The organism is Acidovorax sp. PRC11 (assembly GCF_031844105.1).
Taxonomy (GTDB): Bacteria; Pseudomonadota; Gammaproteobacteria; order Burkholderiales; family Burkholderiaceae_C; genus Paracidovorax.
This window is the reverse complement of record NZ_JAUZUQ010000008.1, coordinates 106,808-130,676: the sequence shown is the minus strand read 5'-3', so window position 1 is coordinate 130,676 and position 23,869 is coordinate 106,808. Positions and strand designations below refer to the sequence as shown.

At 67.8% G+C, this 23,869-nt stretch carries 19 protein-coding genes; 13 read left to right on the top strand and 6 right to left on the bottom strand.

Annotation, left to right across the window (positions count from 1 at the left end; genetic code table 11):
* Window positions 1–496: 496 nt before the first annotated feature.
* From Q9R47_RS11425 to Q9R47_RS11415, 3 genes are all read left to right on the top strand, one after another.
* The gene (locus Q9R47_RS11425) at window positions 497–1,885 is read left to right on the top strand and encodes a hypothetical protein (RefSeq protein ID WP_311233317.1); all 1,389 of its coding nucleotides are present in this window, start codon (window positions 497–499) and stop codon (window positions 1,883–1,885) included.
* Window positions 1,886–1,918: 33 nt separating this feature from the next.
* Window positions 1,919–2,773 carry a DNA adenine methylase gene (locus tag Q9R47_RS11420; protein WP_311233316.1) on the top strand — a complete coding sequence of 285 codons (855 nt, stop codon included), beginning with the start codon at window positions 1,919–1,921 and terminating at the stop codon, window positions 2,771–2,773.
* A gap of 274 nt (window positions 2,774–3,047) precedes the next feature.
* Window positions 3,048–3,494 carry a DUF4174 domain-containing protein gene (locus Q9R47_RS11415; protein WP_311233315.1) on the top strand — a complete coding sequence of 149 codons (447 nt, stop codon included), beginning with the start codon at window positions 3,048–3,050 and terminating at the stop codon, window positions 3,492–3,494.
* 13 nt (window positions 3,495–3,507) lie between these two features.
* On the opposite strand, the gene Q9R47_RS11410 is transcribed toward Q9R47_RS11415, so the two are convergent.
* Complete coding sequence (locus tag Q9R47_RS11410) at window positions 3,508–4,077, bottom strand: CZB domain-containing protein (protein WP_311233314.1); 570 nt, start codon at window positions 4,075–4,077, stop codon at window positions 3,508–3,510.
* A 311-nt stretch (window positions 4,078–4,388) separates the two neighbouring features.
* Between Q9R47_RS11410 and Q9R47_RS11405 the strand changes: the two genes are divergently transcribed.
* From Q9R47_RS11405 to Q9R47_RS11385, 5 genes are all read left to right on the top strand, one after another.
* Entirely contained in the window at window positions 4,389–5,363 is a 975-nt protein-coding gene (locus Q9R47_RS11405; RefSeq protein ID WP_404977133.1) for an LLM class flavin-dependent oxidoreductase, read from the top strand.
* 87 nt (window positions 5,364–5,450) lie between these two features.
* The gene (gspF, locus tag Q9R47_RS11400; protein ID WP_311233312.1) at window positions 5,451–6,686 is read left to right on the top strand and encodes a type II secretion system inner membrane protein GspF; all 1,236 of its coding nucleotides are present in this window, start codon (window positions 5,451–5,453) and stop codon (window positions 6,684–6,686) included.
* A gap of 111 nt (window positions 6,687–6,797) precedes the next feature.
* Complete coding sequence (locus Q9R47_RS11395) at window positions 6,798–7,970, top strand: alpha/beta fold hydrolase (RefSeq protein ID WP_311233311.1); 1,173 nt, start codon at window positions 6,798–6,800, stop codon at window positions 7,968–7,970.
* Window positions 7,971–8,141: 171 nt separating this feature from the next.
* Complete coding sequence (locus tag Q9R47_RS11390) at window positions 8,142–9,086, top strand: 5'-nucleotidase (RefSeq protein WP_311233310.1); 945 nt, start codon at window positions 8,142–8,144, stop codon at window positions 9,084–9,086.
* Window positions 9,086–9,541 (top strand): EF-hand domain-containing protein, encoded by a 456-nt coding sequence (locus Q9R47_RS11385; protein ID WP_311233309.1) that lies wholly within the window; start codon window positions 9,086–9,088, stop codon window positions 9,539–9,541. Before Q9R47_RS11390 ends, Q9R47_RS11385 begins: the two co-directional genes overlap by 1 nt.
* A 24-nt stretch (window positions 9,542–9,565) precedes the next feature.
* Here the strand turns inward: Q9R47_RS11385 and Q9R47_RS11380 are convergent, their stop codons facing one another.
* The 3 genes from Q9R47_RS11380 to Q9R47_RS11370 all read right to left on the bottom strand — a co-directional run bounded on the left by Q9R47_RS11380 (window position 9,566) and on the right by Q9R47_RS11370 (window position 13,094).
* Window positions 9,566–10,003, bottom strand: a complete 438-nt coding sequence (locus Q9R47_RS11380) for a hypothetical protein (RefSeq protein WP_311233308.1) — start codon at window positions 10,001–10,003, stop codon at window positions 9,566–9,568.
* A gap of 192 nt (window positions 10,004–10,195) precedes the next feature.
* Window positions 10,196–10,690 carry a DUF1854 domain-containing protein gene (locus Q9R47_RS11375; RefSeq protein WP_311233307.1) on the bottom strand — a complete coding sequence of 165 codons (495 nt, stop codon included), beginning with the start codon at window positions 10,688–10,690 and terminating at the stop codon, window positions 10,196–10,198.
* 76 nt (window positions 10,691–10,766) lie between these two features.
* Window positions 10,767–13,094, bottom strand: a complete 2,328-nt coding sequence (locus Q9R47_RS11370) for an ABC transporter ATP-binding protein (protein WP_311233306.1) — start codon at window positions 13,092–13,094, stop codon at window positions 10,767–10,769.
* Window positions 13,095–13,354: 260 nt separating this feature from the next.
* On the opposite strand from Q9R47_RS11370, the gene cphA (Q9R47_RS11365) reads away from it, so the two are divergent.
* The 3 genes from cphA (Q9R47_RS11365) to Q9R47_RS11355 all read left to right on the top strand — a co-directional run bounded on the left by cphA (Q9R47_RS11365) (window position 13,355) and on the right by Q9R47_RS11355 (window position 18,744).
* Complete coding sequence (gene cphA / locus Q9R47_RS11365) at window positions 13,355–15,583, top strand: cyanophycin synthetase (RefSeq protein WP_311233305.1); 2,229 nt, start codon at window positions 13,355–13,357, stop codon at window positions 15,581–15,583.
* Window positions 15,584–15,649: 66 nt separating this feature from the next.
* On the top strand, window positions 15,650–18,235 hold the full coding sequence (gene cphA, locus Q9R47_RS11360; RefSeq protein ID WP_311233304.1) for a cyanophycin synthetase: 2,586 nt from the start codon (window positions 15,650–15,652) through the stop codon (window positions 18,233–18,235).
* Window positions 18,232–18,744, top strand: a complete 513-nt coding sequence (locus Q9R47_RS11355; RefSeq protein ID WP_311233303.1) for a CreA family protein — start codon at window positions 18,232–18,234, stop codon at window positions 18,742–18,744. The genes cphA (Q9R47_RS11360) and Q9R47_RS11355 overlap by 4 nt, the downstream gene beginning before the upstream one ends.
* 228 nt (window positions 18,745–18,972) lie before the next feature.
* On the opposite strand, the gene Q9R47_RS11350 is transcribed toward Q9R47_RS11355, so the two are convergent.
* Window positions 18,973–19,668, bottom strand: a complete 696-nt coding sequence (locus Q9R47_RS11350) for a DsbA family oxidoreductase (protein WP_311233302.1) — start codon at window positions 19,666–19,668, stop codon at window positions 18,973–18,975.
* A 137-nt stretch (window positions 19,669–19,805) separates the two neighbouring features.
* On the opposite strand from Q9R47_RS11350, the gene alkB reads away from it, so the two are divergent.
* Window positions 19,806–20,465: a DNA oxidative demethylase AlkB gene (gene alkB, locus Q9R47_RS11345; RefSeq protein WP_311233301.1), complete on the top strand. Its 660-nt coding sequence runs from the start codon at window positions 19,806–19,808 to the stop codon at window positions 20,463–20,465.
* A gap of 43 nt (window positions 20,466–20,508) precedes the next feature.
* Here alkB and Q9R47_RS11340 read toward each other — a convergent pair whose 3' ends face one another.
* Complete coding sequence (locus tag Q9R47_RS11340) at window positions 20,509–21,462, bottom strand: transglutaminase family protein (RefSeq protein ID WP_311233300.1); 954 nt, start codon at window positions 21,460–21,462, stop codon at window positions 20,509–20,511.
* 240 nt (window positions 21,463–21,702) lie between these two features.
* Between Q9R47_RS11340 and Q9R47_RS11335 the strand changes: the two genes are divergently transcribed.
* The gene (locus tag Q9R47_RS11335; RefSeq protein ID WP_311233299.1) at window positions 21,703–23,841 is read left to right on the top strand and encodes a catalase; all 2,139 of its coding nucleotides are present in this window, start codon (window positions 21,703–21,705) and stop codon (window positions 23,839–23,841) included.
* The last annotated feature ends 28 nt before the right edge of the window (window positions 23,842–23,869 follow it).

The window sequence follows — 23,869 nt, the reverse complement described above, 5'->3', positions numbered from 1 at the left end:
CTTACTGGAGAGGGATGCCCATGTCCGAAGAGGATGGATGACGGCCCGGGGAGACACGCCAGCGCAACCTTGTAACTTTGAACATCCGAAAGCTGTGCTCCATCGCGTTGGAGAGGCGGCTGGCACCTGACCAAGTATCACGAGACTAGAGAGTCAAGCACATAGCAACGAAGATGGACGTCAGCCGCCATGAGCAGATACCAGTCCTCAAGCCGATCGGCGCAGTCATAAGATGACGAGGTGATGTTCAGTTTCATCAGACAATCGTGGGAATAGATGGGCATCCACGTTGAGCCGTGCCCCAGTCATTGCACGTAAGAGTCTTGGCTCTAGCAAGGTGTTAGAGTAGGCTCGGGCACACTATTAATCGCACGTCTGACTGATGTGATAGATAAAATAGAGGAAAATTTTACTAACGCCGATGAATATTAGTTATTAAATTAATTGCAGTCGCCCAATTTACATAACAGACATATTCAATATTACCGGAGGGAAAATGTCATTAGAAATAAAAACAGTTTCAATCAACAGAATCCACTTGGATCCAGAAAATCCTCGCCATGAAAGCCTGCCAGACCAGCCCTCAATAATAAGACATCTCATCAATAAAGAATACGTTCGAAATTTGGCCAAAGATATTTCAGAGGCAGGCAGTCTCAGCCCCTTGGAGCCTATTGCCCTGATAAAGCATGAAAAAAGTAGGAGCAGCTACATAGTAGTTGAAGGCAACCGAAGAATCTGCTCACTCAAATTACTACTTGACCCCGAAAAGGCCGGGACAGAGGCTGACAGGCGCTATTTCTCGGGACTCGCACGGAATATGGAGAAAAGTGTATCGAGGGTCCAAGCGGTCATTTTCGATTCTAGGGAATCCGCAACACGCTGGTTTGCACTGCGTCACAGAGGCGAACAAGACGGAGTAGGCACAAAAGGCTGGACAACTGACCAAATAGCACGGTTTAACCTAAGAACTAACGGCCGAGATCCCAACGTACAAGCCTTACTCTTGGTTGAATACGCGAAAGACAGAAAACTCCTCAAACCCGGGGATATTTCAAGCCTAAGCCTCACCACACTTACGCGTTTCTTGTCTACACCTGTCGTACGTCATGCCATTGGCTTGGCAGACAGAAACAGCATTTTGATCAACGTCCCAGATCATGAATTTGAACGCGCATTAACGCGGTTTCTCAATGACTCTTTAGACCCGAAGTCAGGAGTTAACTCTAGAACTTCTGCTACAGATAGACGCACTTATGCAAGCAAGCTAGGCCAACAAGGATTAGCGGCGATCTCACACGTGCATGAGTCCCATATGCCAGGCACTAATTCGCCAAGCAGAGGAACAGATAGCAATAATTCAGAAAAAGACGGCGAAGAAAATGACAAAAATGGTCACCAAAACCAACAAGAAGAAAAATTTCACTCTGATAGCAAAACTACACATGAATCAGTTCACCCTGATCGCCGAAGAAAAGTAATTTCATCAAAATTTAAATCAAAAACCAGCGACAAAATTCTAAAACGTCTTTATCGCGAATTAAAAGAGATTGATGCAGTACAATTTACATTTGCGGCCACATCACTATTGCGATCTATACTTGAAAAGTCAACCAGCCTTTATTTGATTTCTAAAGGCGTTACCCCAGAGATAAAACTAGACGAAAAACTTAAACAACTATCCAAAGAATTAGCCAGCGAAGGATTGAAGGATAGGCAATTGAAAATATTACGCGTCATCGCTGCAAATGGTAAGGATAGCGAGTACGCCCCAGACACATTGGGATATTATATCCATGGCGGGGCCACGCCTACTCCGAGCTATGTTTTTAGATACTGGGATAACATTGAGCACATTGTTCAACACATGCTTGATCGTGTGTAGAACCAGAAACAAGGAATTTAGCGAAACTGATCCATGCCAATTACAGACACGCCACTACGTTATCCTGGCGGTAAAAGTCAGTTAACACCAACGATAATTGAGATACTCGGAAGAAACAACCTTTTTTCCGGAGAATATGCAGAGCCTTTCGCCGGAGGCGCAGGCATCGCCATGACTCTGCTTTTAAATGGCTATGTATCAAAAATCTACCTCAACGACATTGACACGGCAATATATTCTTTTTGGTACAGCGTACTCCACCACACAGAAGAATTATGCCAACTAATCCAGGATCATCCAGTCAATGTAGAGGAATGGCAAAAACAGCGCGCCATATTTATCAACGCAGACCGCAAGGACGTTTTGGCAAAAGGCTTTTCCACTCTATTTCTCAATCGAACGAATAGATCAGGTATTTTGCGGGGAGGAGTAATAGGCGGCCTAAATCAAGACGGCAACTTTAAAATAGATTGCCGCTTTAACAGAAAGGACTTGATACGAAAAATCAAGCGCATCGCATTACACAACGAAGTAATAGATCTCCACTGCTTGGATGCTGTCGCTTTTGTTGAAAATATCATTCCCACCACAAGTCAGCACACACTAGTAAACTTAGACCCCCCCTACTATAAAAAAGGTCCAGAACTTTACACGAACTTCTATCAACACCAGGATCACGTTGACTTAGCCAAAGCAGTATTCAACGTCAAAAGGCCCTGGATAGTGACTTACGACGATACGCCAGAAATAAGAAATCTTTATAAAAAGTACAGAAAATATGCTAGCAGCCTCAACTATTCAGTGCAAACAAAACGCACAGGAATTGAACTTTTGGTCGCCAGTAACAGCGTAGAAGTCCCATCACACCTTAATTACTGCATTATTTAACCACATCAATTAACCCGATATGAAAAACAACATTTTATACTGCACAGCTTTTTACTAGAGCAGCCAAAAAATCTCCAGCCAGTATGTTTAGGGTCTATCTATTGAACATTGACTCAAATAAATAATTACAGGCATCGAAAATTCTTAGAATCCGCATACATTTAAGCTTGGTTGGTCTAGTTGAAATAGAACAGCAAGCTGCTCCTTTTCGAGATAACATGAGCTCACTTGCCTGTTGACCTTCCAACGCCGAACCCACCATTTCTTGCGCACTGTGTCCACCCTCGCCGCCCTCTGCCTCGCCCTCCCCGCCGGTGCCACCGGCGTCGGCGCCGACACCACCAACCCCCTCGACGCCGAGCGCTGGGAGACCCGCCCCATCGTCGTCGTGGTGCCGCAGGACAGCGATCCCCTGCTCGCCAAGGTGCGCGCGGCCCTGAAGGAAACCGCGGCGCGCGAGGCATTCCGGGAGCGCGACATGGCGCTCTTCACCGTCGTGGCGGGCCAGGGCCGCCGCAATGGGGAGCCGCTCGGGCCCGGGCGCACCGCGGCGATGCTGCGGGCGCTGCAGCTGGACGCCCGGGGGCCGGCCACGTTCATCCTTGTTGGCAAGGATGGGGGCGTCAAGATGCGGGAAGAAGGCGCCGGCGTCGATCTGCAGGCGGTGTTCGACGAGATCGACCGCATGCCGATGCGGCGGCAGCAGCAGCAGCAGCGGTAGGGCGGCAGGGTGGTCAGCCCCTGCGCAGTCCAGGCACGGCGTCCGGGCCCGTGTCCGTGCCGGTGCTGGATACCGGCCCTCCCACCTTAACGCCCCGCGCGAGGCCCCGCTTGAGTTCCTGCAGCAGCATGACGACCTGCCGCGAGGCGTGCCGGCAGCTCTTGAAGGCCTGCTGCGCCAGGCGTTCGTCGCCGGCCTCGGCGTACCGCACGACGTCGGCCGCCTGCTGGTGGAAGTAGCGGTGGCGGCGCGCCATCATGTCGAAGGCGGGCAGGTGCCCGAGGGCGATGCGGCCGGTGCCGTGGAGCCACTGGCCGAGTTCGGAGCGGGTCTCGTCGCGGATGGCGTCGGGGCGCAGGCGCTCGTCGCGGGCGCCGTGCAGCAGCACCTGCTCCAGCCACGGCAGCCAGCGTGCCTGGCCGGCGATGGCGGCGTCGATGTCGACCTCGGCCAGGAGCCTGGCGGCCTCGTCGCTCAACAGGACCAGCTCGCTGGCCCGGCTGTCGTGGGGGAGCGAAGTCCAGTCGTCCTGCACGGGACGCCCGTCGGTCCGGGGCTGGAACAGCCGGCTGAAGAATCCCATGGTGGCAGACAGGGTTGGAACGGAAAGAAGGGCAGCACGACGACTCGACGGCGCGCACTGGAAGAAAGACACCGTACTGTCGCGTTGGCGATATTCTAAATGCCATCATTGATTCTCAAAATTTGATAAATCAATCGAACATGCGCTGGTCGTAAGGGTGCTTGACCGCATGGCCACAGCGGTTTTGGCGTCGCCGCACAATGGATCGCATGACCTCCACGACGATCACCGCTCCCCCGCCACCCTCCTCTTCCGTGCCGGTGGCCCCTTCGCCGGGCACGGCCGGTTCCGGCGGACGGCCGGCGCTGTCGATGCTGGACCTGGTGGCGGTGCGCGAGGGCGGCAGCGTGGCGGATGCGCTGGCGCTGGCGCTGCGCACGGCGCAGCATGTGGAGTCGCTGGGCTTCCAGCGCTACTGGGTGGCCGAGCACCACAACATGCCGGGCATCGCGAGTTCGGCCACGGCCGTGCTGGTGGGGCACATCGCGGGGGGCACGCGGACGATCCGCGTGGGCTCGGGCGGCATCATGCTGCCCAACCATGCGCCGCTGGTGGTGGCCGAGGCCTTCGGCACGCTGGGCGAGCTGTACCCGGGCCGCATCGACCTGGGCCTGGGCCGCGCACCCGGCACCGACGGGCCGACGATGCGCGCGTTGCGCCGCGACCGCGTCGAGACCGAAGAAGACTTCCCGCGCGACGTGTCCGAGCTGCAGCGGCTGCTGGGCCCCGCCCAGCCGGGCCAGCGCATCACGGCCGTGCCGGGTGCCGGCACGCAGGTGCCCATCTGGCTGCTGGGCTCCAGCCTGTTCTCCGCGCAGCTCGCGGCCGAGCGGGGGCTGCCGTACGCCTTCGCCTCGCATTTCGCGCCGCGGCTGCTGCACCAGGCGATCGACCTGTACCGCCGGCTGTTCCGGCCGTCGGCAGCGCTTGCGCGGCCCTACGTGGCGATCGGCGTGCCGGTGATCGCGGCCGAATCCGATGCCGAGGCCGAATACCTCGCGAGCAGCACCTACCAGCGGGTGCTGGGCATCCTGACCGGGCGGCGCGGCCTGCTGCAGCCGCCGGTGGAAGGCTACGGGGCCCTGCTGTCGCCGCAGGAGCGCGCGGCGATCGGCGACTTCCTGGCTGCGGGCGTGGTGGGCGGGCCGGAGACGGTGCGGGACGGCCTGCGCGCACTCGCCGAGGCCACGCGCGCCGACGAATTCATGCTGGTGAGCGATGTGTTCGATCCGGCGCTGCGGCTGCGTTCGCTGGAGATCACCGCGCAGGCGCACGCGACGGTCTGACACCGGCAGCGGCTACCATCGTGGCCGGCGCGGCCCTGGCGGGGTGCGCCCCCTCCGATCGACCGCCCCTCCTCCGACGATTCCCGCATGCCCGCGTTTTCTTTCGAAGCCCTGGACGCCCAGGGGCAGACCCGCAAAGGCACCCTCGAAGCCGACAACGCCAAGGCCGCCCGCAGCCTGCTGCGCGCACAGGCGCTGGTGCCGCTGGCGGTGGAGGCGCTCGGCGCCGGCCAGGGCGCGGCGGCCGGCGGCGGCGTGCCAACGGGGCAGCGGCTGTTCACGCGGCCCGTGTTCGGCACGACCGCGCTCGCGGTGTGGACGCGCCAGCTCTCGGGGCTGGTCTCCTCGGGGCTGCCGCTGGAGCGGGCGCTCACCGCACTCGCGGACGAATCGGACGACGATCGCCAGCGCCACCTGGTCGCGACGCTGCGGGCCGAGGTGAATGCGGGCTCGACGTTCGCGCGCGCGCTGTCGGCGCATCCGCGCGAGTTCTCGTCCATCTACTGCGCGGTGATCGGCGCGGGCGAATCCAGCGGCCACCTGGGCCTGGTGCTGGAGCGGCTGGCCGATGACCTGGAAGAGCGCCAGGCGCTGCGCGCCAAGCTGATCGGCGCCTCGCTCTACCCGGCGATCGTGACGGTGATCGCCATCGTGATCGTGCTCTTCCTGGTGGGCTACGTGGTGCCGCAGGTGGCCGCTGTGTTCGCGGGCAGCAAGCGCGCGCTGCCGTTCCTCACGGTGGCGATGCTGGCGCTGTCCGACGCGGTGCGCGACTACGGCTGGGCGGGGCTCGGGGTGCTGGTGATGGCGGTCGTGGCCGGCCGTTCGGCGCTGGCGCGGCCGCAGTTGCGCGAGCGTTTCGATGCCGCCTGGCTGGGGCTGCCCGTGGTGGGCCGGCTCTCCCGCGGCTACAACGCGGCGCGCTTCACGGGCACGCTGTCGATCCTCGCGGGCGCGGGCGTGCCGATCCTGAAGGCGCTGCAGGCCGCCGCCGAAACGCTGGACAACCGCGCGATGCGCGCCGATGCGCTGGATGCCCTGGTACTGGTGCGCGAGGGCGCGCCGCTCGCCTCCGCGCTGGCGCAGAAAAAACGCTTCCCTGGCCTGGTGTCGATGTTCGCGCGCCTGGGCGAGCAGACGGGGCAACTGCCGCTGATGCTGCAGCGCGCGGCCACGCAGCTCTCGGCCGAAGTGCAGCGCCGCGCGATGCAGCTGGCCACCATCCTGGAGCCCCTGCTCATCGTGGCCATGGGCGGAATCGTGATGCTCATCGTGCTGGCCGTGCTGATGCCCATCATCCAGCTCAACCAGTTCGTGAAGTAGGCCGGCGGCACCGGAGCCGTGGCCCGGCCGCGCCACCTGTCGCCGAACTTACACCGCAAAAGACGGCGCTTCGACAGGATGGGAGGCTTCTTCTACCTGTCTGGAGTGGCCATGCCCCTGATCACCGGTTCCTCGTTCCTCCACCGCGCCGCGGTACCCCTGGCCCTGGCGGCCGCGATGGCCCTGGCGGGCTGCGGCGGCTCCGGCGGCCTCGGCACCGATGTACCGGGCCGGCTGGTGAGCCAGTCGGCGCTGGACGGCGCGGCCACCCTCCCGGATGCCGGCGAGCAGTTCCGCATCCTCTACCAATCCACCGACGGCGTCACCGGCAAGGGCACGGTGCAGGTGTCCGGCGCGGTGTTCTTCCCCAAGACGCCGCGGCCTGCCGGTGGATGGCCGGTGGTGGCCTGGGCCCATGGCACCACGGGGGTCGGCGATGCGTGCGCGCCCTCGGCCAATCCGCGCTCGGCACGCGACACGGCGTATCTCGGCGCCTGGCTGCGCGAAGGCTTCGTGGTGGTCGCGACCGACTACCAGGGGCTGGGCACGCCCGGCCCGCACCCGTACCTGCACACCCGCGCCCAGGCCTACAGCACGCTGGACGCGGTGCGCGCGGCGCTCACGCTGCCGGGCGTCGCCAACCAGGTGGTGCTGGTGGGCCAGTCGCAGGGCGGCGGCGCGGCCTTCGGCACGGCCGGCCTCGCCTCCAGCTATGCGCCGGACGTGAAGGTGCTGGGCACGGTGGCCACGGGCACGCCGTACCTGGTGAGCAGCGCGTCCCCGGACCAGGGCTATTCGGACCGCATCGCGCCGCAGGTCGCCTATGCGATGTACACGGTGGTGACGGCGAGGCTGGTGCAGCCGGGGTTCGATCCTTCCACGGTGTTCCTGCCCGCCGCCTTGCCGGCCCTCGAAGCCTCGGCGGACACCTGCGTGACGCCGCTGTTCTCGCGGCTGGTGAGCGAGGGCCGCACCGAGCGCAACACCTACCAGCCGGGCGGCCAGAAGCGCCTGTTCGAGCTCGTCGCCCCGGTCACCGCCTATGCCACGCTCAAGCTCGACCAGCCGGTGTTCATGGGCATCGGAGGCAAGGACGTGGACGTGCCCACCGCCATGCAGCAGGCCCTGGTGCGCGACGCCTGCCAGGCCGGCTCGCGCATCGACGCGCACGTCTACCCCGACATGGACCACAGCGGCACGGTGAACGCCTCGCTGCAGGACTCGCTGCCCTTCGTGCGCAACCTGCTGGCGGGCAAGGCCGTGCCGTCCACCTGCGGCCAGTAAGAGCAGCTCACAGAACCCTTCTGGCGTCGTTGCCGCATCTTGTCGTACTACTCCGTACTGCCTGCGATGCGGCGCCTCGCCAGAACCGCTTCGCTGGGTTCCGTGAGCTGCTCTCATCCGCGCGTACAGCGCGTACCATGGCGGGCGCCGCAGCTTCCTTCCTGACGCCCGATGCCCGCCACCCTGGACGACAAGCTCGTCGTCGCGATCTCCTCCCGCGCCCTCTTCGACTTCGAGGAAGAGAACCGCCTGTTCGAATCCGGCGACGAGGCCGCCTACATGCGCCGCCAGCTGGAGCTGGTGCAGCAGCCGGCGCGCGCCGGCATCGCCTTCCCGCTGGTGCGCAAGCTGCTCGGCTTCAACACCGCGCAGGCGCAGCGCGTGGAGGTGGTCGTGCTGTCGCGCAACGACCCGGCCAGCGGGATGCGGGTGTTCGCCTCGGCGCACGCGGCGGGCATGCACGTCGAGCGCGGCGTGTTCACGCGCGGGCGCGACCCGTTCGCCTACCTGCGGCCGCTGGGCGCGCACCTGTTCCTCTCGGCCAACGAGAAGGACGTGCAGCAGGCGCTGAACATGGGCTTCCCCGCGGCGCGGGTGATGACCGATTCCACGCCCGCGGGCGACCGCTATCCGCACGAGGTGCGCATCGCGTTCGACGGCGACGCGGTGCTGTTCTCCGACGAGGCCGAACGCATCTACCAGCAGGGCGGCCTGCCGGCCTTCCACGAGCACGAGGTGACCAAGGCGGCCCTGCCGCTGGCCGGCGGCCCGTTCAAGCCGCTGCTCGCCGCGCTGCACCGGCTGCAGCAGCAGGCCGATGCGTCCGAGACGATGCGCATCCGCACCGCGCTGGTCACGGCGCGCAGCGCCCCGGCGCACGAACGTGCCGTGCGCACGCTGCTGGACTGGGGCATCACGGTGGACGAGGCGATGTTCCTCGGCGGGCTGGAGAAGGGCCCGTTCCTGCGCGAATTCGAGCCGGACTTCTTCTTCGACGACCAGCGCAGCCATGTGGCTTCGGCCGCGCGGCATGTGCCCGCCGGCCACGTGAGCGCGGGCATCGCGAATCTGCTGCAGGGCGAGGAACCTCCGGCCGCCGCCGCCATCCCACCCTGATGCGCATCCGTACCCGACCGCATCCCGCCGCCGCCCTGCACCGGCACCTGTCCGCCCTGGTGCTCGGCCTGGCCGCCACCGCCGCCGCGTGGGCGGCCCTGTCTTCTCCCGCTTCCGCCACGGAGGCGTCGCCGAAAGCCGCCGCCAAGGCACCGCCGGCCGCTGCGGCCCCGGCGGAGCCGGCGGCCAGCCAGCCGCTCAGCAAGGGCGAACTCAAGGCGATCCGCGAATTCCACATGCTGGATTTCAACGGCGACGGCAAGCTGAGCCGCAAGGAAGTGGCCATCGTGCCGAAGGTGGCAGCCGCCTTCGACGACGCCGACACCAACCACGACGGCTATGTGACGCTCGACGAAGTGCGCGCCTACGCCGTCAAGTACCGCGCGGAGCGCGACCGTACCAGGGCTGCGGCGGCCGCGGCGGAGGCTTCCGCATCCGCACCGGTACGCCGGTGATCCGGGGTGTACTCGGCCGTGGGATCAGGCCCCGCCCGTGCGCTTGATCTTCGGATCCGAATAGGTGAGCGGCTGGTTCTTCTGGTCGCGGGCCATCTGGTCCTGCGGGTTGTTCTTGTTGAGCTCCTGCGCCATCTCCACGGCCGAGCCGCTGGCGCGCCACATCGACTGGATGAACTCCAGCAACTGCTTGTAGATGGGCTCGGGCGGCGGCTCCTTGGCCTTCTCGGCCTCTTCCTTGGCCTTCTTCTCGACCTCGGTCCAGTCGCGGTTGGACAGGTCCTTGTCGGACGGCTTGTCCGGCTCGCGGAGCGTGACGCCCTCGCCCAGGCGGTCGGCGGATTCCACCGGCATCACCCCGCTGACGGGCCTGACCGGCACCGCGCCGGAGGCGCCGGTGGAATACAAATCGGCGCCCTGAGGACGCCAGTTCGGCGATCGGTCGACAGGTGGCATTTGCATGGCAGGCTTCCGTAGGGTTGGCGAGGAACGAGCGGGCGGAGTTACTCCCGTCTCGTACATCCATAACGGCAAAAAAAAGGGGGAATTAAGGCCTTTTTTCGCCTTTCGGCGAATTTAAGGGTTTTCCCCTGCCGTATCTAGCCCCGCCGCCCCCTGGCAGGCTGCCTTCGACCCGTGCCGGGGCCTGGTCCCTCAGAGGAACCGCTCCAGCAACCGGCGGGAGGCCCGGTCGAGCGCGGCCACGTCGGGTACGCGGAACTGCACGCCGTCGGCCGACGCGATCAGCAGCGCGCTGCGGCTGCCCAGGCGGCGGATGTCCTCCTCGCCCTTGAGCACCAGCTTCGCGGGCCCCCGGTCGGTCTCCAGCGTCCAGGTGCTGGGCGTGGTGAAGCTCGACACCGCTTCGATGCGCGTGATGGTGGGCACGAACTCCCGCGTGGCCAGCTCGTCTTCGATCAGTGCGCGCAGGGCGGGCTCGATGCGGTCCAGCCGGTCGATCCAGAGCAGTTCGTGGCCGTGCTGGCCCACGAGGGAGAGCCCCTCGCCGGGCGCCGCGATCGGGAAGGCCCGCACCGGGGTGACGGCCTCGTGCACCGTGCCGTCGGCCAGCGTGAGCACCAGCCGTCCGTGGGCGTCGCGCTGCAGGCCGAAGGTGGGGAAAGCGGGGGCGGCAGAGGTGGAGGTCATCGGTCGGAGGCGCGCGCGGCGCCGGCAGCGAAGGGGGCGGAAGACGGGAAGGCGGCGGGCCGGATCAGGCTCGTGGTCATGACGCCCCCGCCGGATGGGAGGGATGCAGCAGCGAGCTGTCCACCACCACGAGGCCGGACGCCTGGGCGTCTTCCTCGGCGCGGCGGGCCTGGGCTTCGTAGAGGCGCCAGTAGGCGCCCTGCTTCTCCATGAGTTCGTCGTGCGGGCCGACCTCGACGATCTCGCCGCGGTCCATCACCACCAGGCGGTCGGCCTTGCGCAGCGTGGAGAGCCGGTGGGCGATGGCGATGGTGGTGCGGCCCTGCACGAGGTTGTCGAGCGCCTTCTGGATCTCCTTCTCGGTTTCCGTATCGACGGCCGAGGTCGCCTCGTCGAGGATCAGGATGCGCGGGTCGATCAGCAGCGCCCGCGCGATGCTGATGCGCTGGCGCTCCCCGCCCGAGAGGCCCTGGCCGCGCTCGCCCACCAGCGAGTCGTAGCCGTGCGGCAGGCGCAGGATGAATTCGTGCGCATGGGCCGCGCGCGCGGCCGCGACGATCTCCTCGCGCGAGGCGTCGGGCTTGCCGTAGGCGATGTTCTCGGCAATGGTGCCGAAGAACAGGAAGGGCTCCTGCAGCACCAGGCCGATGTGGCGGCGGTAGTCGGCCACGCTCAGGCGGCGCACGTCCACGCCGTCCACCTGGATGGAGCCCTCGGTCGCGTCGTAGAAGCGGCTGATGAGGTTCACCAGCGTGCTCTTGCCCGAGCCGCTGTGGCCCACGAGCCCGATCATCTCGCCGGGGCGGATGTCCAGGTTCAGCCCCTTGATGACGGAGCGGCTGCCGTAGCGGAAGCCCAGGTTGCGCATGGCGATGGCGCCGCGCACGTGGTCCATCTTCACCGGCAGCACCGGGTCCGGCACGTTGCTCACGTGGTCGAGGATGTCGAAGATGCGCTTGGCGCCCGCCGCGGCTTTCTGCGTGACGGAAACGATGCGGCTCATCGAGTCGAGCCGGGTGTAGAAGCGGCCGATGTAGGCGATGAAGGCCGCCAGCACGCCCACCGTGATCTGGTTGTGCGCCACCAGCCAGATGCCGAAGCCCCAGACCACCAGAAGCCCGATCTCGGTCATGAGCGACACCGTGGGCGTGAACAGCGACCAGGTGCGGTTGAGCCGGTCGTTCACCTCCAGGTTGTGCTGGTTCGCGTCGCGGAAGCGCTGGGCCTCGCGCTTTTCCTGGGCAAAGGCCTTGACCACGCGGATGCCGGGGATGGTGTCGGCCAGCACGTTGGTGACTTCGGACCAGACGCGGTCGATCTTCTCGAAGCCGGTGCGCAGCCGGTCGCGCACGTTGTGGATCAGCCAGGCGATGAACGGCAGCGGCACCAGCGTGACCAGGGCCAGCCAGGGATTGATGGAGAACAGGATGCCCGCCGTCATCAGGATCATCAGCACGTCGGTGATGAAGTCGAGCGCGTGCAGCGAAAGGAAAACGTTGATGCGATCCGTTTCCGAGCCGATGCGCGCCATCAGGTCGCCCGTGCGCTTGCCCCCGAAGTAGTCGAGCGAGAGCTTGAGCAGGTGCTCATACGTCGTGGTGCGCAGGTCGGCGCCGATGCGTTCGGAGACGAGCGCCAGGATGTAGGTGCGGGCCCAGCCCAGCCCCCAGGCCAGCAGCGCCGACAGCAGCAGCCCGCCCAGGTAGAGCGCCACCAGATGCACGGGGATCTCCTGCCCGTTCTGGTAGGGGATGAGGATGTCGTCCATCAGCGGGATGGTCAGGTAGGGCGGCACCAGCGTCGCGGCGGTGGAAGCCAGCGTGAGCGCGAAGCCCCCGGCCAGTTGCTTGCGGTAGGGCCGCGCGAAGCGCCACAGGCGCAGCAGCACCCAGGTGGACGGGGGCTGGACGGGCGCGCGGGCGCAGGCGGGGCATTCCTCGCTGTCGGGGGGCAGCACGGCCTGGCAGGTCTCGCAGCGCGGCTCCTCCGCCTCCGGTGCCTCCGCCGCCCCGGGCGGCGCGGGCGGCCGCCCGAGCCAGGCGATCTGCTGCTCGAACTTCTGCACCAGCCGCAGCGCCTGCGCATGGGCGCCCAGGGTGAAGCGCCACACGGCCAGGCGCTGGCGGGTGTCGTGGAGCTCCAGCGTGCCGACGCCGCCGTGGTCCAGCAGCCGCACCGACAGGCCGGGCTCCAGCGGCCACTGCCGCAGCGCGCCTTCGGGATCGCGGGCGATCAGCCGCCGGTCGGTGAGCGCCAGCAGGCCCGGCGCGAAACGCATGGTGGCGCTCAGGTCAACCCCGAGCGCAGCTGTTACGTTTTCACCGGAAGCGAGTTCCGCTTGCAGTTCGGCCCCCGCGGGGCCCGTCAAGACACCGAAGGCGTCCACAGGATGGTCATTGTTCATTGTGTTGCGTGGTTCCGTCCCGGGTGGCTGGGGGACCTGCCGGTTGTCCGGCGGACATTGTCCCCGAAGCGCCGGGCCGCCGGACGGCATTCCTTCCTAACGCGGCCGGCCCGGCCGGCGCTGACACTCCCGGCTGCCGCCATGGGTTGAGCCGACGGCGCGCCCGGGCTGGCGCACAATGGCCCGGATACCCCTTCCCTCGGCGACCGACGTCCCCCGGACGTTCCGGCCGGCCTCCGTTTCCTTTACGCTGCGACCCCATGGCGACGACATTCCCCGACATCCGACTGCTGCGCATCAACTACCTGCGCGGCCCCAACATCTGGACGTACCGCCCGGTGCTCGAGGTCTGGCTGGACCTCGGCGCGCTGGAGGACCATCCGTCCAACGCCCTGCCCGGCTTCAACGAGCGCCTCACGCGCTGGCTGCCGGCGCTCATCGAGCACCACTGCGGGGTGGGCGAGCGCGGGGGCTTCCTGCAGCGGCTGGAGGGCGGCACCTGGTGCGGCCACGTGCTCGAGCACATCGTGATCGAGCTGCTCAACCTCTCGGGCATGCCCACGGGCTTCGGCCAGACGCGCAGCACCAGCCAGCGCGGCGTCTACCGCATGGTGTTCCGCGCCCGCGACGAACGCGTGGCGCGCGTGGCGCTGGAGCAGGGCCACCGCCTCATCATGGCGGCGATCAACGACGAGCCCTTCGACGTGGCGGCCGCGGTGTCGCGCGTGCGCACCGAGGTGGACGACCAGTACCTCGGCCCCAGCACCGCCTGCATCGTCACCGCCGCGACCGACCGCGGCATTCCCCACATCCGCTTGAACGACGGCAACCTCGTGCAGCTGGGCTACGGCGCCTCGCAGCGCCGCATCTGGACGGCCGAGAGCGAGTTCACCAGCGCCATCGCCGAAGGCATCGCGAGCGACAAGGACCTCACCAAGAGCCTGCTGCAGTCCTGCGGCGTGCCGGTGCCGGAAGGCCAGATCGTGAACAGCCCCGAAGAGGCCTGGGAAGCCGCCCAGGACATCGGCCTGCCCGTGGTGGTGAAGCCCTCGGACGGCAACCACGGCCGCGGCGTGACGCTGGACCTGCGCCGCCGCGAGGACATCGAGGCCGCCTACCACGTGGCCTACCCCGAGGGCAGCGACGTGATCGTGGAACGCTTCATTCCCGGCGACGAACACCGCCTGCTGGTGGTGGGCGGCAAGGTGGTGGCGGCGGCGCGCGGCGAGGTGGTGGGCATCACCGGCAACGGCCGCTCCACCGTGCGCGAGCTGATCGACAGCCAGCTCAACTCCGACCCGCGCCGCGGCTACGAAGAGGAATACCCGCTCGAGATCATCGACGTGGCGACCGACGCGAAGGTGCAGCTCGAACTCAAGCGCCAGGAACTGGACGCCGACTCGGTGCCCGCCGCCGGCCGCCAGATCGTGGTGCAGCGCAACGGCAACGTGGCCGTGGACTGCACGGACGACGTGCACCCCGAGGTCGCCTACATCGCCCAGCTGGCCGCCCGCGTGGTGGGACTGGACATCGCCGGCATCGACATGGTGGCGCAGGACATCTCGCGCCCGCTGCAGGAACAGGGCGGCGCCATCGTCGAGGTGAACGCCGGCCCCGGCCTGCTGATGCACCTGAAGCCCGCCGTGGGCGCGCCGCGCCCCGTGGGCCAGGCGATCGCCGAGCACCTCTTCCCCGCGGCCGACGACGTGCCCGAGGGCACCATCGGCCGCGTGCCGATCGTCGGCGTGGCGGGCACTCGCGGCACCGCCACCATCGCGCGCGTGGTGGCCTGGCTCATGCACCTGGGCGGACGCCACACGGGCATCGCCTGCCGCGAGGGCCTGTACCTCGACCGCCGCTGCGTCGAGACGGGCGACAGCGCCCACTGGGAGGCCGCGCACCGCCTGCTGATGAACCAGATGGTGCAGGCCGCGGTGATCGAGAACGACGCGCGCACCATCCTGCGCCACGGCCTCGCCTACGACCGCTGCCAGGTCGGCGTGGTGACGGACATGAATGGCCGCGAGGCCCTGGCCGAGTTCGACGTGCACGAACAGGAGCAGATGTACAAGGTGCTGCGCACCCAGGTGGACGTGGTGCTGCCGGGCGGCGCGGCCGTGCTGAACGCCGCCGAGCCGCAGGTGCTGGAACTGGCGCCGCTCTGCGACGGCGCGGTGGTGCTCTATGCGCAGGACGGCAGCCTGCCGGCCATCGCGGAGCACCGCGCCGAGGACGCCGGCCGCGCGGTCTTCGTGAAGAACGGCCGCGTGGTGCTGGCCACGGGCACGGCCGAGCACGTGCTGGCCCCGCTGGCCGACCTGACCTTCGGCCGCAACGCGGTGCAGGCGGATGCCGACACGCTGCTGGCGATCGTGGCCACGGCCTGGGCGCTGGACATCGCGCCTGACCTCATCGGCGCCGGCATCAAGACCTTCGAGCCCGAGCCGCCCTGCGCCGCGCCCGCCACCCCGGCGGCCGCCGGCGCCTGAGCGCGCCGAGGCCCGCCGCACCCGCCCCACCTCCCGAACCAGAGCACCCAAGAGAGCATTTTCCCCATGGACGTATCCCGCATCCGGGCCCTGCGCGGCCCCAATCTCTGGAGCCGCCACACATCCATCGAGGCCGTCGTGGCCTGCGGCGAGCACGAGCGCGCGATGGGCCAGATCGCCGGCTTCGAAGCCCGCCTGCGGGCCCTGTTCCCGGCCGTGGGGGTGCTGCACCCCGAGGGCGGCGACAGCGACATCTCGCTGGCCCACGTGCTGCAGTCCGCGGCGCTCGCGCTGCAGGCGCAGGCCGGCTGCCCGGTGAGCTTCAGCCGCACCTCGGCCACGTCCGACCCGGGCGTCTACCAGGTGGTGGTGGAATACACCGAAGAGGCCGTGGGCCGCCAGGCGTTCGCCGATGCGCAGGCGCTGATCGAGGCCGCCGTGAGCCACGGCCCGTTCGACGCCGATGCGGCCATCGCCCGGCTGCGCGAGCTCGACGAGGACGAGCGCCTGGGCCCGAGCACGGCCTCGATCGTCGATGCCGCCGTGGCGCGCGGCATTCCGTACCGCCGCCTCACGCGCGGCAGCCTGGTGCAGTTCGGCTGGGGATCGAAGCAGCGGCGCATCCAGGCCGCCGAGGTCGATTCGACCAGCGCCGTGGCCGAATCCATCGCGCAGGACAAGGACCTGACCAAGCGCCTGCTGCACGCGGCCGGCGTGCCGGTGCCGCTGGGCCAGCCGGTGGAGACCATCGACGAGGCCTGGGAGGTCGCGCTCAAGGTGGGCCTGCCCGTGGTGGTGAAGCCCCAGGACGGCAACCAGGGCAAGGGCGTGACGGTGAACATCACCGAGCGCGCCCAGCTGGAGGAAGCCTTCCGCACCGCCGCTGAATACGGCACGGTGATGGTCGAGCGCTTCCTGCCGGGGCACGACTTCCGGCTGCTGGTGGTGGGCGACCAGCTCGTGGCCGCCGCGCGGCGCGAGCCGCCCCAGGTGCTGGGCGACGGCGAGCGCACCGTGCGCGAACTGGTCTATCTGGTGAACCTCGACCCGCGCCGCGGCGAGGGCCATGCCACCTCGCTCACCAAGATCCGGCTGGACGACATCGCCGTGGCGCGGCTCGCCGCCCAGGGCCTCACGCCCGACTCCGTGCCGGCCAAGGGCCAGCGCGTGATCCTGCGCAACAACGCCAACCTCTCCACCGGCGGCACCGCCACCGACGTGACCGACGACGTGCACCCCGACGTGGCCGCGCGCGCCGTGGCCGCGGCCCAGATGGTCGGCCTGCACATCTGCGGCGTGGACATGGTGGCCGAGACCGTGCTGCGCCCGCTGGAAGAGCAGGGCGGCGGCTTCGTCGAGGTGAACGCCGCCCCCGGCCTGCGCATGCACCTCTCGCCGAGCTACGGCAAGCCGCGCAACGTTGGCCAGGCGATGGTCGACAAGCTCTTCGCGCACGGCCAGGACGGGCGCATTCCCACCGTCGCCGTCACCGGCACCAACGGCAAGACGACCACCGCGCGCCTCATCGCGCACCTGTTCTCCGCCCAGGGCCTGCGCGTGGGCATGACGAATACCGACGGCGTGTACGTGAACGGCCGCCAGATCGACAGCGGCGACTGCTCCGGCCCGCGCAGCGCGCGCAACGTGCTGCTGCACCCCGAAGTGGACGCGGCCGTGTTCGAGACCGCGCGCGGCGGCATCCTGCGCGAAGGCCTGGGCTTCGACCGCTGCTCGGTGGCCGTGGTGACCAACATCGGCGCGGGCGACCATCTGGGCATGAACTACATCAACACGGTGGAAGAGCTCGCCGTGCTCAAGCGCGTGATCGTGCAGAACGTGTCGCCCGAGGGCTATGCGGTGCTGAACGCCGCCGACCCGATCGTCGCGGCCATGGCCGCCGCGAGCCCCGGCAAGGTGATCTACTTCGCGGGCGACCGCCACCACCCCGTGATGGCCACGCACCGTGCGCAGGGCCACCGCTCGGTGTACGTGGACGGCGACTCCATCGTCGCGGCCGAAGGCTCCTGGCGCGAGATGGTGCACCTGCGCGACGTGCCGATCACGCAGGGCGGCAGGATCGGCTTCCAGGTCGAGAACGTGATGGCCGCCGTGGCGGCCGCCTGGGGCGCCGGCCTGCCGTGGCAGACCATCCGCCGCGGGCTCTCGGGCTTCGTGAACGACAGCGACAACGCCCCGGGCCGCTTCAACGTGATGGACTTCCGCGGCGCGACCGTGATCGCCGACTACGGCCACAACCCCGACGCGATGCGCGCGCTGGTCTCGGCCGTGGACGCCCTGCCCGGCAACCGACGCAGCGTGGTCATCAGCGGCGCGGGCGACCGGCGCGACGAGGACATCCGCGAGCAGACGGTGATCCTGGGCGCGGCCTTCGACGACGTGATCCTCTACCAGGACGCCGCCCAGCGCGGCCGGGCCGACGGCGAGGTGATGGCGCTGCTGCGCGAGGGCCTCGCCCGGGCCTCGCGCACGAAGTACGTCGACGAGATCCGCGGCGAGTTCGTGGCCATCGACGCCGCGCTCGACCGCCTGCAGCCGGGCGACCTGTGCCTGGTGCTGGTCGACCAGGTGGAGGAGGCGCTGGCCCACCTCGCCAAGCGCTGCGCCGAAGGCGACGCCGGGGCCGCCGCATGAGCGCCGCCGCGCACACCCCGCTGCTGCGCCGGCTCGCACGCCCCCTGCTGGCCTGCGTGCTGGCCGGCACGGCGGGCCTCGCGGCCGCGGACGGCCAGAAGATCGGTTCGGTCGACACCGCCTTCCAGTGGATCGGGCGCGACCACGACATCCTCGTGGAAGCGTACGACGATCCCGCCGTGCAGGGCGTGACCTGCTACGTCTCGCGGGCCCGCAAGGGCGGCATCAAGGGCACGCTGGGCCTGGCGGAAGACAAGGCCGAGGCCTCCATCGCCTGCCGCCAGGTGGGACCCATCGCCATTGCGCAGCCGCTCAAGGCCCAGGAAGAGGTGTTCAGCGAGCGCATGTCCATTCTCTTCAAGCGGCTGCGCATAGTGCGCATGGTGGACGCGCAGCGCAATACGCTGGTCTATCTCACGTATTCGGACAAGCTGATCGAGGGCTCGCCGCAGAATGCGGTGACGGCCGTGCCGGTGGACCGGGCCACGCCGATCCCGCTGCGCAAGTAGTCGGAGGCGGCAGGACGCCGCCCTGGCCCTCGCCTGATCCCGACCCCGCCCCGGCAGCCGCCGGGGTTTTTTCATGGCCGCGCGGGCAAAAAAATACCCGCCGAAGCGGGTGAACAGCAGCCATGTAAGGAGGGAGGGAGAAGAGACAGCGGCTGCCGAACCGCTAATGTGCTCCTCTTGACTTAGGCCAATCTTAAGGAAGAGCTGGCCCTTGGCCAGCCGGCCGGCTCATCCCTGTGCGGCGATCCGCCGCAGCGCCTGCTCGAACACCTCGGGCGGCTGGCCGCCCTGGATCAGGTGCCGCTCGTTCACGATCACGGCCGGCACGGAGTGGATGCCGTGCTGCTGGTAGAAGGCCTCGCGCTCGCGCACGGCGTCGGCGTATTCATCGGAATCGAGCACTTCCTGCGCGCGCGCGGCATCCAGGCCGGCGCCCGCGGCCAGCTCCGCCAGCAGGGCCCGGTCGCCGGGGTCGCGGCCCTCGGTGAAGTAGGCGTGGAACAGCGCCCGCTTGAGCTTCGCCTGTCCCTGCGGGCCGGCGGTCTCTTGCGCCCAGTGCAGCAGCCGGTGCGCATCGAAGGTGTTGTAGATGCGGCTGCGGCGGTCCATGCGGAATTCGAAACCCAGGGCCGCGCCGCGCTCGGCGATGGCGCGCTGCGTCTGCACGGTCTGCTCGGCGGTGGCGCCGTATTTCTCGGCCAGGTGCTCGCCGATGTCCTGGCCGCCCGCGGGCATGCCGGGGTTCAGTTCGAACGGCTGGAAATGCACTTCCGCCTGCACGGCACCGCCGAGCGACTGCAGCGCACGGTCGAGCGACTGCAGGCCGATGGCGCACCACGGGCAGGAGATGTCGGAGACGAAATCGATCCGCAGCGGGACGGCGGCATCGGCAGGGGTGGCAGCGGCGGAAACGGTGTCGGTCATGGATGGGCTCCTGGAGGCTCGTGTCCCGGCAGGGGACTGTCCCGCAGAGCATGCCAGGGCGCGAGAGCCCTTGCAGGAGAGCGCCGATGCCACCATCCTGGGACTGTGTTCCCCTGCCCCGTTCGGCCTCCACTTCCATGACACCCGATCTGTTCGACGGCGACCCGCTGGGCGCGCCCCCTTCCGGCCCCCTCGTACTGGGCCCTGGCGCGGCGCTGCTGCGCGGCTTTGCGCTGCCGGTGGCGCAGGCGCTGCGGGACGAAGTGCTGGCCATCGCCCGGTCCGCCCCCTGGCGGCACATGGAAACGCCGGGTGGGCGGCAGATGTCGGTGGCCACCACGTCGTGCGGCGACCTCGGCTGGGTGAGCGACCGCCGCGGCTACCGCTACGTCGCCCGCGACCCCGTGAGCGGCGCGCCGTGGCCCACGATGCCGGCCATGTTCCGCACGCTGGCCCGCGAGGCCGCTGCGGCGGCAGGCCACCCCGGCTTCGATCCCGACAGCTGTCTGGTCAACCGCTATGCCCCGGGCACGCGGCTTTCGCTGCACCAGGACCGTGACGAGCGCGACCTGCAGGCGCCGATCGTGTCGGTGTCGCTCGGGCTCGGCGCGGTCTTTCTCTGGGGCGGGCTCGCGCGCACCGGGCGCGCGGAACGTGTGCCGCTGCAGCACGGCGACGTGGTGGTGTGGGGCGGGCCGGACCGGCTGCGCTTCCACGGCGTGCTGCCGGTGCGCGAGGGGGCGCATCCGCAATGGGGCGATGCGCGGGTGAACCTCACCTTCCGCCGCGCGGGCTGAACCGGCGGCCGGGAACGGCCCCGCCCGCGCCCTGCCGCCGCGCTCAGGCCCGGGCCGATACGCGCCGGGCCGCCATCGCGCCGCCGCCATGGCCCGGGTGGACCGGAGCGCGCGGCACGTCCTGACCGGCGGGCGCGTCGGTGGACAGGGCCAGCGACGAATGCTGCGGAAGCTCGAAGCCCCGTGCCGGGTCCTGCACGGCCCAGGCGCGGATCTTCGGGGCGCTCGCCTGGACGCTGCCGAAGATGGTCGCGAACGCCACGTCGGCCGCATCGCGGCCGGTGGCCAGCCGCACCATGCCCATGGGAATCGCCGTGCCCGACGGATCGAACACGTACCAGCGGTCGCCCAGGTAGGCCTCCACGTAGGCATGGAAGTCCGGCGGGCCGAGGGCGGGATCGGCGCCGTAGTCGGTGCCGGTGGCGATGCGCGCCGGAATGCTCAGTGCGCGGCACAGGGCGATCATGAGGTGCGCGAAATCGCGGCACACGCCCACGCGCTCCACGAAGGTGTCGACGGCCGAGGTGGTCGAGTTGGAGGTGTTCGAGCGGAAGGCCACGTGGCTGCGCACCCAGTCGCAGATGGTCTGCACGCGGCTGTAGCCCTGCCAGAGGTGGCCGAACTCGCGCATCGCCAGATTGGCGAGCCGGTCGGACTGGCAGTAGCGGCTCGGCAGGATGTAGCCGAACACCTCCGGCGGGAGCTCGCGCACCGGCACTTCCGGAATGCGCGCCGGATCGGCGGTGTGGTGGTCCATGTCGATCGTGGCCGCATACGCGATGGCGAGCGGCCCGGAACCGGCGTGCAGGCGCATGCAGCGCGTGCCGGTGACGGGATCGGTGTGCAGTTGCGGCGTGACGGGCTGGCTGATCTCGAGGCTCTCGTCCACGACGCTCTGGCTGCCCGTCTGCGCGGCATGGATGTTGAAGACGAAGTCCGCGCCCGGGCCTTCGCCCACCTGGTACTCCAATTCGACCTGGAGCTTGATTCGGATCATGTGGTTCTCGATGCGGTAAGGGGTGATGGCGAACCGGCCGCCGCAACCTGCCCGCAGCGTCCGCCGTTTCGCGTACCAACCAGTATCCGCGCGGCCTCGCGTGCGGGCTGTCAGCGGAAGGCGCATCGCCGCGCCGGGCGGGACGGAACCAAGCGCGCTTGTCCTACAGCCCGCAGCCCGGCCACGGGGAAAAGATGCCTGCTACGTTACCGAGACCGTCGGCACCCCACGAGGAACCCCATGCCCAAGACATCTTCCACCTCGCCCTCTTCTTCCGAAGCCAAGGGCAAGAAAGCACTGAAACCCGCGTCCGCGGCAGCGGCGGGCGACAGCGCCCGCGGGCAGGGAGGCGAGTTGCAGCAGCAGGCCGGCGGCGACCATCCGGTGCTCACCACGCAGCAGGGCATTCCCGTCGCCGACAACCAGAACTCGCTGCGGCCCACGCCGCGCGGGCCGACGCTGCTGGAGGACTTCATCCTCCGCGAGAAGATCATGCATTTCGACCACGAGCGCATTCCCGAGCGCATCGTGCATGCGCGGGGCAGCGCCGCGCACGGCGTGTTCGAACTCACCGAAAGCCTCGAGAAGTACACCACCGCGCGCATCCTCACCGAGGTCGGCAAGCAGACGCCCGTGTTCTGCCGCTTCTCCACGGTGGCCGGCGGCGCGGGCTCGGTGGACACGCCGCGCGACGTGCGCGGCTTCGCGGTGAAGTTCTATACCGACCAGGGCAACTGGGACCTGGTGGGCAACAACATCCCCGTGTTCTTCATCCAGGACGCGATGAAGTTCCCCGATCTGGTGCATGCCGTGAAGATGGAACCCGACCGCGCCTTCCCGCAGGCCGCGAGCGCGCACGACACGTTCTGGGATTTCATCTCGCTGATGCCCGAGAGCCTGCACATGATCATGTGGGCGATGAGCGACCGCACGATCCCGCGCAGCCTGCGCACGATCGAAGGCTTCGGCGTGCACTCCTTCCGCCTGCTGAACGCCGCGGGCGAGAGCACGTTCGTGAAGTTCCACTGGCGCCCGCGCCTGGGCATCCAGTCCACCGTGTGGGACGAGGCGGTGAAGCTGCAGAGCGCCGACAACGACTTCCACCGGCGCGACCTGTTCGAGGCCATCCAGGCGGGCGATTTCCCCGAGTGGGACCTGGCCGTGCAGCTCTTCACTGAAGAGGAAGCGGCGCGCTTCCCGTTCGACCATCTCGACCCGACCAAGCTGGTGCCCGAGGAGCTGGTGCCCCTGAAGGTGATCGGCCGCATGACGCTGAACCGCTGGCCCGACAACTTCTTCGCCGAGACCGAGCAGGTGGCGTTCTGCCCCGGCAACGTCCCGCCGGGCATCGACTTCTCCAACGATCCGCTGCTGCAGGGCCGCCTGTTCTCGTACCTCGACACGCAGCTCTCGCGACTGGGCAGCCCGAACTTCGTGCAGCTGCCGATCAACGCGCCCAAGTGCCCGTTCCATCACATGCAGCGCGACGGCCACATGCAGATGCAGGTGCCTAAGGGCCGCGTCGCCTACGAGCCCAGCAGCCTGCAGCCGGACACGCCGCGCGCCTCCACGACGCAGGGGTTCCGCCACTTCGCGGAGCGGCTGGCCGACGACGGCGCCAAGGGCCGCATGCGGCCGGAGAGCTTCGCCGACCACTACAGCCAGGCGCGCATGTTCTTCCGCAGCCAGAGCGAGATCGAGCAGGCCCACATGGCCTCCGCCCTGGTGTTCGAACTCTCGAAGGTGGAAACCGAGCGCGTGCGCGTGGCGGTGGTGGCGCAACTGCTGAACGTGGACGAACACCTCGCGCAGCGCGTGGCCGACGGCCTGGGCCTGCCCGAGCTGCCCGCCGCGTTCCCGGCCGCGGCGCCCGTGCAGGATCTGCCGCTCTCCCCGGCGCTGCGCATCATCGACCGCATGCGCCCCACCCTGAAGGGTCGCTGCGTGGGCATCCTCGTGGCCGACGGCTCGGCCGCCGAGCCGATCGCCGCGCTGCGCAAGGCCGTGGAGAAGGCCGGCGCGCAGGTGAAGATCGTCGCCCCGAAGGTGGGCGGTGCCCTGCTCGCGGACGGCACCCGCCTGCCGGCCGACGGCCAGCTCGCCGGCATGCCCTCGGCGGTGTTCGACGCGGTAGCCTCGGTGCTGTCGCCGCAGGCCGGCGCGCAGCTGGCCCGCGAAGCCGCGGCGGTGGACTGGTTCCGCGACGCGTTCGGCCACCTGAAGGCCATCGCCGCCTGCAAGGGGTCGCAGCCGATCCTCGATGCCGCGGGCATCGAGCCCGATGCCGGCGTGCTGAACCCGGAAGACACGGCCGCCTTCCTGAAGGCCGCCGCGACGCGCCAGTGGGAACGCGAACCGAAGGTGCGGATGCTGGCATGATGCAGCCCGCCGCGACCGCGCCCCTGGC

Excerpts from the sequence above, each read along its gene's own strand:
- Q9R47_RS11380 (WP_311233308.1), bottom strand. The coding sequence starts at position 10,003 with ATGCAAATGCCACCTGTCGACCGATCGCCGAACTGGCGTCCTCAGGGC.
- Q9R47_RS11420 (WP_311233316.1), top strand. The coding sequence starts at position 1,919 with ATGCCAATTACAGACACGCCACTACGTTATCCTGGCGGTAAAAGTCAG.
- Q9R47_RS11425 (WP_311233317.1), top strand. The coding sequence starts at position 497 with ATGTCATTAGAAATAAAAACAGTTTCAATCAACAGAATCCACTTGGAT.
- cphA (WP_311233304.1), top strand. The coding sequence starts at position 15,650 with ATGGACGTATCCCGCATCCGGGCCCTGCGCGGCCCCAATCTCTGGAGC.
- Q9R47_RS11355 (WP_311233303.1), top strand. The coding sequence starts at position 18,232 with ATGAGCGCCGCCGCGCACACCCCGCTGCTGCGCCGGCTCGCACGCCCC.
- Q9R47_RS11340 (WP_311233300.1), bottom strand. The coding sequence starts at position 21,462 with ATGATCCGAATCAAGCTCCAGGTCGAATTGGAGTACCAGGTGGGCGAA.
- Q9R47_RS11375 (WP_311233307.1), bottom strand. The coding sequence starts at position 10,690 with ATGACCTCCACCTCTGCCGCCCCCGCTTTCCCCACCTTCGGCCTGCAG.
- Q9R47_RS11410 (WP_311233314.1), bottom strand. The coding sequence starts at position 4,077 with ATGGGATTCTTCAGCCGGCTGTTCCAGCCCCGGACCGACGGGCGTCCC.
- Q9R47_RS11370 (WP_311233306.1), bottom strand. The coding sequence starts at position 13,094 with ATGAACAATGACCATCCTGTGGACGCCTTCGGTGTCTTGACGGGCCCC.
- alkB (WP_311233301.1), top strand. The coding sequence starts at position 19,806 with ATGACACCCGATCTGTTCGACGGCGACCCGCTGGGCGCGCCCCCTTCC.
- Q9R47_RS11405 (WP_404977133.1), top strand. The coding sequence starts at position 4,389 with ATGCTGGACCTGGTGGCGGTGCGCGAGGGCGGCAGCGTGGCGGATGCG.
- Q9R47_RS11385 (WP_311233309.1), top strand. The coding sequence starts at position 9,086 with ATGCGCATCCGTACCCGACCGCATCCCGCCGCCGCCCTGCACCGGCAC.
- gspF (WP_311233312.1), top strand. The coding sequence starts at position 5,451 with ATGCCCGCGTTTTCTTTCGAAGCCCTGGACGCCCAGGGGCAGACCCGC.
- Q9R47_RS11335 (WP_311233299.1), top strand. The coding sequence starts at position 21,703 with ATGCCCAAGACATCTTCCACCTCGCCCTCTTCTTCCGAAGCCAAGGGC.
- cphA (WP_311233305.1), top strand. The coding sequence starts at position 13,355 with ATGGCGACGACATTCCCCGACATCCGACTGCTGCGCATCAACTACCTG.
- Q9R47_RS11395 (WP_311233311.1), top strand. The coding sequence starts at position 6,798 with ATGCCCCTGATCACCGGTTCCTCGTTCCTCCACCGCGCCGCGGTACCC.
- Q9R47_RS11350 (WP_311233302.1), bottom strand. The coding sequence starts at position 19,668 with ATGACCGACACCGTTTCCGCCGCTGCCACCCCTGCCGATGCCGCCGTC.
- Q9R47_RS11390 (WP_311233310.1), top strand. The coding sequence starts at position 8,142 with ATGCCCGCCACCCTGGACGACAAGCTCGTCGTCGCGATCTCCTCCCGC.